This window comes from Pseudomonas medicaginis (assembly GCF_965119365.1).
Taxonomy (GTDB): Bacteria; Pseudomonadota; Gammaproteobacteria; order Pseudomonadales; family Pseudomonadaceae; genus Aquipseudomonas.
Genome location: NZ_OZ221631.1, coordinates 3,422,564 through 3,436,646, shown reverse-complemented (window position 1 = coordinate 3,436,646; position 14,083 = coordinate 3,422,564). Strand labels below are relative to the sequence as shown.

1 protein-coding gene is annotated in these 14,083 nt (G+C 66.3%); it reads left to right on the top strand.

Features of this window, described 5'->3' with window-relative positions:
* The first annotated feature begins 49 nt into the window (after window positions 1-49).
* A complete protein-coding gene (locus ACMTA2_RS15165; RefSeq protein ID WP_413795491.1) occupies window positions 50-13,996 on the top strand; it encodes a non-ribosomal peptide synthase/polyketide synthase in 13,947 nt (4,648 codons plus the stop codon).
* The last annotated feature ends 87 nt before the right edge of the window (window positions 13,997-14,083 follow it).

The window sequence follows — 14,083 nt, the reverse complement described above, 5'->3', positions numbered from 1 at the left end:
CCACTCGCCCCGCCATCACCGTTGCCCCTTTTTACGCAGGACGCTTTCAATGACCACCGAAAAAACCACCGGCAACCCGATCGAAGACATTTACCCGCTGTCGCCACTGCAACAAGGGATGCTGTTCCACTCCCTGCTGCACGAAGACTCCGGCGTGTACCTGATGCAGGATCGCTACCGCATCGGCGGGGCCATAGATGAAGGGGCATTCCTCGAATCGTGGCGCCAGGTGGTGGCGCTACACCCTTCCCTGCGCGCCAGTTTCCAGTGGAAAAGCCAGAAGCAACCGGTGCAGGTGATCCATCGCCAGGTCAAGGTGCCGCTGGACACCCTCGACCTGCGCGGGCTCGCCCCCCATGAGCAGGAAGCGAGAATCCGCACACTGCTGGAGGACGAGCAGAAAGTCGGCTTCAACCTGTCCAAGCCACCGTTGATTCGCTTCCGGCTGGTGCGCCTGGGCGATGAGTCCTACGAGTTCATTCGCAGCTTCCACCACATCCTGATGGACGCCTGGTGCATTTCCCTGGTGACCGTAGACTTCCTCAAAGTCTACGAAGCCCTGTGCAACGACCGCACGCCAGAGCTGAAAAGTCCGCGGCCGTTTCGCGATTACATCCAGTGGCTGCAACGCCAGGACGCGGGCAAGGCCGAGCAGTTCTGGCGCGGCCAGCTGCAAGGTCTCAACGCGCCCACGCCACTGACCGTGGACAATGGCGTGACCCGCGACCGCTACACCGATGCGGTGCTGGTGGACGACCAACTGATTCACCTCGACGAACAGGAAACCCAGGCACTGGCGGCGTTCTGCCGCAGTCGCAGGATCACCCCGAACACGTTCTTCCAGGGTGTCTGGTCGCTGCTGCTGTCACGCTACAGCGGGCAACAGGACGTGGTCTTCGGCGTCACCGTGGCCGGGCGCCCGGCCGACCTGACCGGCGTCGCTGAAATGATCGGCCTGTTCATCAACACCTTGCCACTGCGGGTTTGCGTGGACCCGAACGCCTCGCTCGGCAGTTGGCTGGGCGACCTGCAAAAGCTCAACGTCGACATGCGCGACTTCGAACACACGCCCTTGACCGACATCCAGGGCTGGAGCGATTTCCCCCGGGGCGAAACCCTGTTCGACAGCATCCTGGTGTTCGAAAACGCACCCATCGACGAACAGATCCTCGAAGGCGGTTTCCAGTTCAGCCTCGAAGGCATGGACCACAGCGTGCACACCCACTACGGCTTGACCGTGGTGATCCTGCCGGGCGAACAACTGGGCATCCGTGTGTCCTATGACCGCGAACGTTTCGAAGCCGCCACCGTGCAGCGCCTGCTGGGCCACATCGCCAGCCTGGTGCGCAGCATGCTCGCCGCCCCCGAGGCGCCGTTGGCCAGTTTCGAACTGCTGGCCGCCGAGGAACGCCAGCAGTTGCTGGGCGAGTGGGCACTCAACCCGCATGATTTTCCGCTGGATCAAAGCTACGCCGAGCTGTTTGCCGCCCAGGTCGCCCAGCGCGGTGATCAGGTCGCCGCGGTCTGCGCCGGTGATTCGCTGACCTATGCCGAGCTGGACCTGCGCTCCACCCGCCTGGCCCACGCCCTGCGCGAGGCTGGTGCCGCTGAAGACCAACTGGTCGCGCTGGTGGCCCCCCGTGGCCTGGCGCTGTTGACCATGATGCTGGCGGTGTTCAAGGCCGGCGCAGCGATGCTGCCCCTTGAGGTCAATCACCCGCCCGAGCGCCTGCGGGAAATCCTCGGGCTGTCCCGCGCCCCGCTCCTCGTCGCCAGTGAAGCCTGCAGCGGCCTGCTCGATCAACTGCTCAGCGGCCTTGACCAGGCACCCGAGGCGCTGTTCGCCGAAGCCTGCTGGACGTCCGGCAACGACACGCCACTGCCGGTGCTCGCAACCCCCGACAGCCTGGCCTACGTGCTGTTCACCTCCGGTTCGACCGGCACGCCCAAGGGCGTGATGATCGAACAGCGCGGCATGCTCAACAACATCTTCGGCAAGGTGCCGGCCCTGGGGCTCGGCGCCGCCGACCGGATTCCCCAGACCGCCTCGGTGGCGTTCGACATTTCGGTGTGGCAGTTCCTCGCCGCGCCGGTGCTCGGCGCCACCGTGCACATTCTTCCGGATGACGTCGCCCACGACCCGCAACGCCTGTTGCAAGTGCTCGCCAGCGAGCGCCTGAACGTGCTGGAAATCGTCCCGAGCCTGATGCGCACCTTGCTCGCCCTGTGCCCGTGCGACCTGCACCTGCCGGACCTGCGCTGGGTCCTGCCCACCGGTGAAGCCCTGCCGCCGACCGTGGCCCGCGACTGGTTCGCGCGCTTCCCCGACATCGCTTTGATGAACGCCTACGGGCCGGCCGAATGCGCCGACGACGTGGCCTTCCAGCCGATCTTCGCCGCACCGGGGGCCGAGGTCAGCCACATGCCCATCGGCCAACCGACCGCCAACAACCGCCTGTATGTGCTGGACGAATCCTTGCGCCCGGTGCCGGTGGGCGTGGCCGGGGAAATCTGTGTCGGCGGCGTCGGCGTTGGCCGCGGTTACCTGCACGACCCGCAGCGCACCGCAGACGCGTTTATCGACCACCCGCAATTTGAAGGTCGCCTGTACCGCACCGGCGACCTGGGACGCTGGCGTGCAGACGGGGTGATCGAATACCTGGGCCGCCGCGACCAGCAGGTGAAACTGCGCGGGCACCGGATCGAACTGACGGAAATCGAACACCGTCTCGCCCAGCACCCGAACGTACGCGAAGCCGCCGTCCTGCTGCGGGAAAACACCGTCGGCGAAGCCTGGCTGGTGGCGTACTGGTCGGCCCATGACGAAACCCTGGGCAGCGACGGCCTGAGCGAACACCTGCGCACGCAACTGCCGCCATACATGGTGCCGGCAGCCTTCGTCTGCCTGGACAAACTGCCCCTGAACAATAACGGCAAGGTCGATCGCAAGGCCCTCGCCGCCCGCGAGCTGGACTGGCAGGCCGACACCCAGCAAAGCATCGCCCCGCGCAACGCGCTGGAAACCACCGTGGCATCCATCTGGGCCGAGGTCCTGGGACGCGATACGGTGGGTGTGGAAGACAACTTTTTCACCCTCGGCGGACACTCGCTGCTGGCGACCCAGATCGTGGCCCGCCTGCGCACCGGGTTCAAGCTCGACCTGCCGCTGCGGGTGCTGTTCGAACACCCGACCGTGGCCTTGCTGGCCGTGGCCATCGCCGCACGCCAGGCCGAGGCCGCCGCACCGCAGGCCAGCGCGATCAGCGTGCCCAAGGCCCAGCCACGCCCGACGCTGCTGCCGCTGTCGTTCTCGCAACAGCGCCTGTGGTTCATCGAGCAACTGACGCCGGGCACCACCCTGTTCAACATCCCGTTCGCCCTGCACCTCAAGGGTGAACTCAATGTCGAGGCGCTGCACGCCAGCCTGAACGACCTGCTGGTGCGCCACGAAATCCTGCGCACCGGCATCCACAGCGTCGACGGCGTACCGTGCCAGCGCATCAGCCCAGCGCTGGACATCGCGCTGCCCTTCGAAGACTTGTCGGGCCTGACCGCCACCGCGCGTGCCGGCGCGCAGTTCAATGCCCTGCAGGACACCTTCGAGCAACCGTTCGACCTGGCCTGCCCACCGCTGCTGCGGGCGTGTTTGCTGCGCCTGGCGCCGGACGAGCATGTGCTTGGCATCGCCCTGCATCACATGGTCTCGGACGCCTGGTCGGCCACCATCGCCCTGCGCGAACTGGCCCTGGGTTACGAAGCCCGCTGCAACGGCACCCCCGCCGACCTGTCGGCCCTGCCGCTGCAATACGCCGACTTCGCCCTCTGGCAGCGCGAACACCTGCAAGGCCCCGAACTCAAGCGCCAGCTCGATTACTGGACCACCACCCTGGACCGCCGCGACAGCGACGCCAGCCCGCTACTGGCCTTGCCCACCGACCATCCTCGCCCCTCGGTGCAAAGCTACCGCGCCGGGATCGTACAGCGTGAACTCAGCGTCGACCTCAGCGCCCGGGTACAGGCCTTTGCCAGTCGCCTCGGCACCACGCCGTTCACCGTCCTGTTCGCCGGCTTCGCCGTGCTGATGCACCGTTTGAGCGGCGATGCCACGGTGCTGGTCGGCACCCCAGTCACCCATCGGGAACAGCCTGGCACCGAAGGCCTGCTGGGCATTCTGTTGAACAACCTGGCGATCCGCGCGGACTTCGAGCCACAAGCTGGCTTCACCGCCCTGGTCAAACAAGTGGCCGAACGTCTGCGCACTGGCCTGCAGCATCAGGACTTGCCGTTCGAGCAACTGGTGGACAGCCTGCAACTGCCACGCAGCCTCAGCCATGCGCCGCTGTACCAGGTGATGGTCGCCCAGCAACTGGCGATGGAGTCGCGGTTGCGCTTCCCCGGATTGGAATTCGAAGCGTTGGACACGCCGCTGCGGCATTCCGAATGCGACCTGGACCTGCACGTGCTGTGCCCGGCCAATGCGCCGATCCAGCTGGAGCTGATGTTCGCCCTCGACCTGTTCGTCGCCGACAGCGCCCGCCAGACCCTCGCCCGCCTGGAGCATCTGCTCGAACACATGCTCGCCGAGCCCCAGCGTCCGGTCGCCGCCTTGCCGCTGCTGATGGACGCGGAGTGGCAACGCACCGTGGTCGAGTGGAACCGCACCGAGATGACGGTGCCGACGCACCTGACCTTCGCCCAGTTGTTCGAGCAACAGGCCGAGCGCACCCCGGAGCGTGACGCCCTGTGTTTCGAAGGCCGCAGCCTGAGCTATGGCGAACTGAACCGGCGGGCCAACCAAGTAGCACATTACCTGCGCAGCCGTGGCGTCGGTGCCAACCGTCCGGTGGCGCTGTGTGTCGAGCGCTCGCTGGAACTGCTGGTCGGCCTGTTGGGCATTCTCAAGGCCGGTGGCGCCTATGTGCCGCTGGACCCGACCTACCCGGTGGATCGCCTGGCGTACATGCTCGAAGACGCGCAACCGACACTGTTCCTCGGCCAGCAGGGCCTGCTGGAACAGCTGGGCGCCGAACTGCCGCGCTTGCGCCTGGACAGCGACGCGGCCCTGTTCGCCAGCCAGCCGGACAGCAACCCCGCCCCGCTCGCCGGACCGCAAGACCTGGCCTACATCATGTACACCTCCGGTTCGACCGGTAAGCCCAAGGGCACCCTGGTGACCAACGGTTCGGTGGTCAACCTGGCCTGGGCGCGTATCCATGGCTTGTATCGCCGCTACACCGACCAGCCGATGCGCACCAGTTTCAACTACTCGTTCGCCTTCGACAGTTCGGTGGCCGAGCTGATCCTGTTGCTCGACGGCCACAGCCTGTACCTGACCCCGGAAGACGTGCGCTACGACCCCGAGGCCCTGGCCGGATTCTTCCGCGACACCCGCCTGGACGCTTTCGAATGCACCCCGGCACAGCTCAAGGCCCTGCTCGAAAGCGACGGCGTTCGCCGTGGCGAGGTGTACCTGCCACGCTTCGTGCTGTTCGGTGGCGATGCGGTGGACGCGCAGCTGTGGCAACGCCTGCCGTCGATTGCCGGCAGCCGCTTCTTCAACACCTACGGCCCGACCGAATGCACCGTGGATGCCACCGGCTGCGCAGTGGATGACTTCCCACAGCGGCCGATCATCGGCCGGCCCATCGCCAACGTGCGCACCTACGTGCTCGATGCCTTCCTCAACCCGATGCCGGTGGGCGTCCCGGGGGAACTGCACATCGGCGGTGCCGGCGTGACCCTGGGTTACCTCAACCGTGCCGAGCAGACGGCGAAGGTGTTTATCGAAGACCCGTTCTCGTCGCAGCCCGGCGCGCGGATGTACAAGTCCGGTGACCTGGTGCGCTGGTTACCCGACGGCCAGCTCGAATACCTGGGACGCATGGATCATCAGGTGAAGATCCGTGGTTTCCGTGTCGAGCTGGGGGAAATCGAAACCTTGATCGGCGCCCAACCGGGCGTGCGCCAGGCCGTGGTACTGGCCCGTGAAGACGTGCCCGGCGACAAGCGCCTGGTGGCCTACGTGACGTGCGACCAACAAGCCGACATCCACGCCTGGCGCAAAGCCATTGGCGCCGCCCTGCCCGACTACATGGTGCCCTCGGCATTCGTGCTGCTCGATGAACTGCCACTGACCGACAACGGCAAACTCAACCGCAAGGCCTTGCCGGCCCCGGACATCCAAGCCGCGCCAGACGCCCTGGATCCGCCCCGCAGCGCCGCCGAACAGCAATTGGCCGCCCTGTGGGCCGAGTTGCTGAACGTGCCGTCGTCGCAGATCGGCCGTGACAGCCATTTCTTCTACCTCGGCGGCCACTCGCTGCTGGCGGCGACGTTGTTTGCCCGCCTGCGCCAACAGTTCGCTACGGTACCTCCGTTACGGGCGGTGTTCGAACACCCGACTCTCGACGCCTTGGCCGCGCTGCTGGGCGATCCCCTGCAAGCCCCGACGGCGACCTTTGTCCCGGCAGCGCGCCCGGCGCGCCTGCCGCTGTCGTTCGAACAGCAACGCTTGTGGTTCCTTGAACAACTGAGCACCGGCGGTGGCGAGTACAACGTGGTCAGCGTCGTGCAACTGGACGGCGAACTCAACGTCCAGGCCCTGTGCACGGCCCTGAACAGCGTGGTCCAACGCCACGAAATCCTGCGCAGCCGCATCGTGCGCGATAGCGACGGCGAGTTGGCGCTGGTGGTCGAATCGCAGGCCGATATCGCCGTGCAGGTGAAGGCAATGCAGGCTGCCAGTGACGAGCAGTGGCAACAACTGACCGACGCGGCGATCCACGAGGAAACCGGCCGCCGTTTCGACCTCGCCGCCGAAATACCGGTACGGGCCACGTTGCTGCAACGCAGCGGTAGCGCCCAGTCACTGTTGTTGCTCAGCGTGCACCACTGCGCCATTGATGACGCCTCCAGCCAGAACCTGCTGGATGAGTTGCGACAACTCTATACCGCCCAGTGCCAAGGCACCCCGGCAGCACTGCCAGGGCTGGCGCTGCAATACCCCGATTACGCCCTCTGGCAGCGCGAACCCGGTCAACAGACCGCGTTCAGCAGCCAACTGGATTACTGGCGCAATCAACTGGAGGACGGTGACTACCTGCTGGACCTGCCGACCGAACAGGGCCGTCCGAACCAGCTCGCCCCGGCGGCCGGCGCAGTCCAACTGCAATTGCCGCCCGCCCTGGTGGAACGCCTGCGACAGTTCGCCCAACAACGCGGCGCCACGCTGTACATGCTCATGCTCGGTGCGGCGCAGTTGCTATTGGGCCGCTACGCCAACCAGCGCGATGTGCGGGTTGGCAGCCCAGTGGCCCAGCGTCCATTCGCCGAGCTGCAGCCGCTGATCGGCTGCTTCGTCAACACCGTGGTCATGCGTACCGACCTCGATCCGGCGCTGGACTTCGAAGGCTTGCTCGGCCAGGTGCGCAACCGTGTGCTGGATGCCCAGCAGCATCAGGACGTGCCCTTCGACCAGGTCGTGGAGCACTTGAAACCCTCCCGCAGCCTCGGCCAGACGCCGCTGTTCCAAGTGCTGTTCGCCATGCAGAACGCCGACTCGTCGAGCCAGCCATGGCCGCAGTTGCAGGTCCGCGAACGCGCCGTGACCGCCCAGGCCACCAAGTACGACCTGAACTGGGAAGTGCATGACGGCGAGGTGCTGTCGGTGTTGCTGGAATACCGCGCCGCGCTGTTCAGCGAAACCACCGCCCGGCGCTGGCTGGAACAATGGCAACAACTGCTGGAAACCATGCTTGAGGCGCCACGGACCCGCCTTGGCGACTGGACTCCGTTGCCGACGGCCGAACGTCACCGCCAACTGACCGAGTGGAACGCTACCGAACGTCACTACAACGGCCCCACCAACCTGCACACCGCCTTGAGTCAACAAGCCGCCCTGAGCCCCAACGCCCCGGCGTTGGTGTTCGAAGGCCAGCGCCTGACTTATGCCGAGCTGGACCAACGGGCACAAGCCGTCGCCCGTGCCCTGCGCGCCGCCGGCGTGGGCAGCGACAGCATCGTGCCGGTGTGCATGGAGCGCTCCGTGGAGATGGTCGTGGCCTTGCTCGGCATCGTCCATGCCGGTGCCGCGTGGCTGCCGCTGGATCCGGAACTGCCGGCCGCACGCCTGGCCTTCCTGATCCAAGACGCCGATGCCAAGGTCACCCTGACCCAAGCACAATGGCTATCGCGCCTGCCCGTCGGGCATCAGGCCTGGACCCTCGACGCCCTGCCGCACGCCGCTGCGTTCGAACCCATCAGCGTCGAGGCCCACGACCTGGCCTACGTGCTCTACACCTCCGGTTCCACCGGCCAACCCAAAGGCGTGATGAACGAACACGGCGCCTTGATGAACCGCCTGCACTGGATGCAGGACGCCTTCCCGATTGGCCCGAACGACCGTGTGCTGCAAAAGACCCCGTACAGCTTCGACGTGTCGGTGTGGGAGTTCTTCTGGCCGCTGATCACTGGCGCGACCCTGGTGGTTGCCCGTCCGGATGGGCATCGCGACCCGGCCTACCTCAGCCAGTTGATCCAGCAGGAACGGGTCACGACCTTGCACTTCGTCCCGTCGATGCTCCGGGCCTTTGTCGAGGAACCGAGCCTGGCCGACTGCCACAGCCTGCGCCAGGTGTTCGCCAGTGGCGAAGCCTTGCCGGTGGACCTGGTGCGACGTTTCATGGGCCAACACCCGGCAGCGCTGGTCAACCTGTACGGCCCGACCGAGGCGGCCATCGACGTCTCGGTCTGGCGTTGCTCGGCGGACGATGTGATCGTGCCGATCGGCAAGCCCATCGCCAACCTGCGTTTGTACATCCTCGACGAAGCCCTGCAACCGTTGCCGATTGGCAGTATCGGCGAGCTCTACATCGGCGGTGTCGGTGTGGCCCGGGGTTACCTGAAACGCCCGGACCTGACCGAGGAACGCTTCCTCGCCAGCCCGTTCGTGGCCGGTGAGCGCCTGTACCGCACCGGCGACCGCTGCCGCTTCCTGGCCGATGGCAACATCGAATACCTCGGGCGTCTCGACCATCAGGTGAAATTGCGCGGTCAGCGCATCGAACTGGGGGAAATCGACGCGGCGCTGCTGGCCCAAGCCGGTGTTCGCGACGCCGCCACCTTGTTGCTCGACCAGCGCCTGGTGAGTTTCTGGTGCGGTGACGCCGATGAGGCGACCCTGCGTGCCGACTTGAACGACCACCTGCCCGCGCACATGCAACCAAGCGTTTTCGTGCAGCTCGACCGCCTGCCGCTCAACAGCAATGGCAAGCTCGACCGCAAGGCCCTGACCGCCGCGCCGCTGCCACAAAGCCAAAGCGACCAGCCGCGCACCGCGCCGCGCAATGTCACTGAAACCGTGCTCTGCGAACTGTTCAGCGAAGTGCTGGGTGGTTCGCAAGTCGGCATCGAGGACAACTTTTTCCAACTCGGCGGTCACTCCTTGCTGGCCACCCGCCTGGTCAGCCGGGTTCGCGAGCGCCTGGGGGTTGCCCTGCCCTTGCCGCTGGTGTTCGCCCAACCGACGGTCGCGGCACTGGCCGAGCATCTGCGCGCGGCCATGCCCGGCGAATCGATCAGCGCACAACCGCGCCCGGCGCAATTGCCCCTGGGCCTGGCTCAACGCCGGTTCTGGATGCTCAGCCGCCTGGTACCGGAATCCCGCGAGTACCACATGCCATTCGCCCTGACCTTGCGCGGCGAGTTGCAGGTCCAGGTCTTGCGCGAGGCCTTTGCGCAGGTCAGCCAGCGCCACCTGGTGCTGCGCAGCCGTATCGTCGAAGTCGACGGCGAACCGCAATTGCTGATCGACGATCACGGCCCGGCGCTCGCGGTCACTGGCGTTGCCACCCAGGACTGGGCTGCAACCTGCGCCAGCGCCCAGAACGAATTAATGGCACCGTTCGACCTGGCCGCCGCGGCGCCTTGGCGTGCGCACCTGCTGCAACGCCAGGGCAGCGACGAACACCTGCTGCTGGTGTGCCTGCACCACAGCGCCACCGACGGCTGGGCGATGCAGTTGCTCATCGACGAACTGACCCAGGCCTACGCCGCCGGCCTGAACGGACAGTCGCCCGCCTGGGCACCGCTGGAGATCGACTACGTCGATTTCGCCCTGTGGCAACAGCACCCGGACACCCAGGCTCGGCGCAGTGACAGCCTCGACTACTGGAAAAACCACCTGGGCCAGGACGACTACCAACTCGACCTGCCCATCGACCATCCGCGCGGCGCCGAAGCCGATCGTCGCGCCCGGCAACTGAACGTACGCCTCGGCACCCAGCGCGCCGAAGCCATCCGACAGTTCGCCCGTCAGCGCGGCACGACCACCTACGTGGTGCTGGCCGCGGCCCTGAGCGCGCTGCTGGCCCGCTACAGCGGCCAACGGGAGATTCGCCTCGGCACGCCGGCGGACCAACGTGACCACGCACAAACCCAGACCTTGCTGGCCTGCCTGGTCAACACCCTGGTGATCCGCAGCGACGTCGACCAACGGGCCCCGGCCGAGCAACTGCTGGCCAACCTTGAGGCCGACCTGCGCGCCGCCCAGGCTCACGCCGACCTGCCCTTCGCCACCCTGGTCGGTGCCGTCGCGCAGAACCGGGACCTGAACCGTACGCCGTTGTTCCAGGTACTGTTCTCCCTCAACTATGGCCGCGTGGACAGCAGCCAATGGCCGGGGCTGAACGTCGAAGAGCAGATGTTGCCGGTAATCGACGCCAAGTTCGAACAGAGCTGGGAAGTCCAGGACGACGGCAGCGATATGACGCTGGCGCTGGAATACCAATCGGCTCTGTACGACGAAGCGACGATGCAACGCTGGAGCGCGCAGTGGTGCGCGCTGCTCGACGCCCTGGTGGCAAGCCCTGGACGCCCCCTGGTCGAACTGTTCCCGCAACAGCAGGATCAGCAGCAACTGGACCGCTGGAACGCCACCGACAGCCACTACAGCGGCCCTACCAACCTGCACACCGCCTTGAGCCAACAAGCGGCCCTGAGCCCCAACGCCCCGGCGCTGGTGTTCGAAGGCCAGCGCCTGACTTATGCCGAGCTGGACCAGCGAGCACAAGCCGTCGCCCGTGCCTTGCGCGCGGCCGGCGTGGGCACCGACAGCATCGTGCCGGTGTGCATGGAGCGCTCCGTGGAGATGGTCGTGGCCTTGCTCGGCATCGTCCATGCCGGTGCCGCGTGGCTGCCGCTGGATCCGGAACTGCCGGCCGCACGCCTGGCCTTCCTGATCCAAGACGCCGATGCCAAGGTCACCCTGACCCAAGGGCAATGGCTGTCGCGCCTGCCCGTCGGGCATCAGGCCTGGACCCTCGACGCGCTGCCGCAGGCCCCGGCGTTCGAACCCATCAGCGTCGAGGCCCACGACCTGGCCTACGTGCTCTACACCTCCGGTTCCACCGGCCAACCCAAAGGCGTGATGAACGAACACGGCGCCTTGATGAACCGCCTGCACTGGATGCAGGACGCCTTCCCCATTGGCCCGAACGACCGTGTGCTGCAAAAGACCCCGTACAGCTTCGACGTGTCGGTGTGGGAGTTCTTCTGGCCACTGATCACTGGCGCGACCCTGGTGGTTGCCCGTCCGGATGGGCATCGCGACCCGGCCTACCTCAGCCAGTTGATCCAGCAGGAACGGGTCACGACCTTGCACTTCGTCCCGTCGATGCTCCGGGCCTTCGTCGAGGAACCGAGCCTGGCCGACTGCCACAGCCTGCGCCAGGTGTTCGCCAGTGGCGAAGCCTTGCCGGTGGACCTGGTGCGACGTTTCATGGGCCAACACCCGGCAGCGCTGGTCAACCTGTACGGCCCGACCGAGGCGGCCATCGACGTCTCGGTCTGGCGTTGCTCGGCGGACGATGTGATCGTGCCAATTGGCAAGCCCATCGCCAACCTGCGTTTGTACATCCTCGACGAAGCCCTGCAGCCGTTGCCGATTGGCAGTATCGGCGAGCTGTACATCGGCGGTGTCGGTGTGGCCCGGGGTTATTTGAAACGCCCGGACCTGACCGAGGAACGCTTCCTCGCCAGCCCGTTCGTGGCCGGTGAGCGCCTGTACCGCACCGGCGACCGCTGCCGCTTCCTGGCCGATGGCAACATCGAATACCTCGGGCGTCTCGACCATCAGGTGAAATTGCGTGGTCAGCGCATCGAGCTGGGGGAAATCGACTCAGCCCTGCTGAACCTGCCGGCCATCACCGGTGCCTGCACCCTGGTCATCGACAACCGCCTGGTGGCGTTCTACAGCAGTCACACCGCGCAATCGGACCTCGACGCCCAGCTCGCGGCCGAGCTGCCGACCTACATGGTGCCGGCGGTGTGGGTGCAGATCCCGGCCCTGCCCCTGAGCACCAACGGCAAGATCGACCGCAAGGCCCTGGCCGCCCTGCCCTTGCCGAACACTCAGAAGGACTACGCAGCACCGCGCACCGACCTGGAGCGCCTGCTCTGCCAGTTGTTCGGCGAGCTGCTCGGCGAAACCTTGACCGGCGGCCGCGAAGTCGGCACATCGGACAGTTTCTTCGCCTTGGGCGGCGACTCGATCCTGGGCCTGAAACTGATCTCGCGCTTGCGTGAACAGGGCTATTCGCTCACGCCACGGGACTTGTTCCGTTCGCCGACCCCGGCGGCCCTGGCCCATGTGACCACGGCGCTGCTGGCCCAGGCCGAACAAGGTGACGTGACCGGGCCGATGCCGCTGATGCCACTGCACCAGTGGTTCTTCGACCAGCAGCAGGTCCAGGTCGCGCACTGGAACCAATCGGTGCTGGCCGACAGCGACCGTCGTCTGGAGCCAGCCATCGTGCAAGCCACGCTGGATCGACTGGTCGCCCACCACGACGCCCTGCGCTTGCGTTTCACCGACGTAGACGGCCAATGGCAGGCGCACATCGCGCCGGTGGCACCAGCCCCTCTGACCTGCTGCGAGCACCCGGAACAACTGCTGCAAGTCGCCCAGAGCCTGGACCTGCAACACGGCCCGCTGTTCGCCGCGGCGCTGCTGGAAGGCACCCCGCAGCGCCTGTACCTGGTGGCCCATCACCTGGTGGTCGATGCGGTGTCCTGGACGCCGCTGCTGGAAGACTTCCAGCAGTTGTACCCGGCACTGGAGCGTGGCGAGAGCCCGACGTTGCCGGCGAAAACCACCTCGTATCGTCAATGGGCCGAACACCTGCAAGCCCATGCCGCCAAGGTCGCTGCCGAGCATCGCTACTGGAGTGCCCAGATCGGCGCGACCCAGCCGCCCATGGCTCAGGTCGCCGAGCGCCAGACACTGTCGGCCCGCTGGGACGCCAGCCGTACGCACCAATGGCTGACCGAATCCCATGCGGCTTACCGCACGCAACCGGAAGAACTGCTGATCGCCGCCCTCGCCGCGACCCTGGCCGAGGCCGAACAGCGCAGCGACATCGTGGTGGACCTGGAGCGCCACGGGCGTGACGCACCGTTTGCCGGGCTGGACGTCGGCCGCACCGTCGGCTGGTTCACCACCCTTTACCCCCTTCGGGTGAATGCCAGCGGCGCCGCGGGCGATCAGGTGCGCAACGCCAAGCAAGCCTTGCGTGACGTACCTGGCCTGGGCCTCGGCTACGGCTTGCTGCGCCAGCGCGGCGAGTTGCCGGCCAGCCACGGTGATGTGCTGTTCAACTACCTGGGGCATGAGCAAACGCCAGAGGGCTGGTTGCGCGCCAGCAGCCTGACCCCGCCGCCGGACGTGGCCCCGGTGAACCGAGTGACCCACGCCCGTGAAGTGGTGGCCTGGCTGGAGGACGGCGTGTTGCGTGTCGAATGGCACAGCGTCACGCCGAATGCCGACAGCCGCTTGCCCGCTCGCCTGCTGGAACGTTTGCAGGCGCTGGTCGAACACTGCCTCGACCCGCAGGCCGGTTCGCTGATGCCCGCGGACTTCCCGCTGGCCAAGGCGCTGAACCAGAAATCCCTGGACAAGCTGCTGGGCAAGCTCAAGACCAAACCCGATTCCCAAAGCTAGCGAGTGACGCGGCGCCGCGCAGGTACGAGACCTGTGCGGCGCCTTGATCGACTCACTTGAGTTTTCAAGACTTTGAAATGGACCAAG

Coding starts and splice junctions, on each gene's coding strand:
- ACMTA2_RS15165 (WP_413795491.1), top strand. CDS start 50: ATGACCACCGAAAAAACCACCGGCAACCCGATCGAAGACATTTACCCG.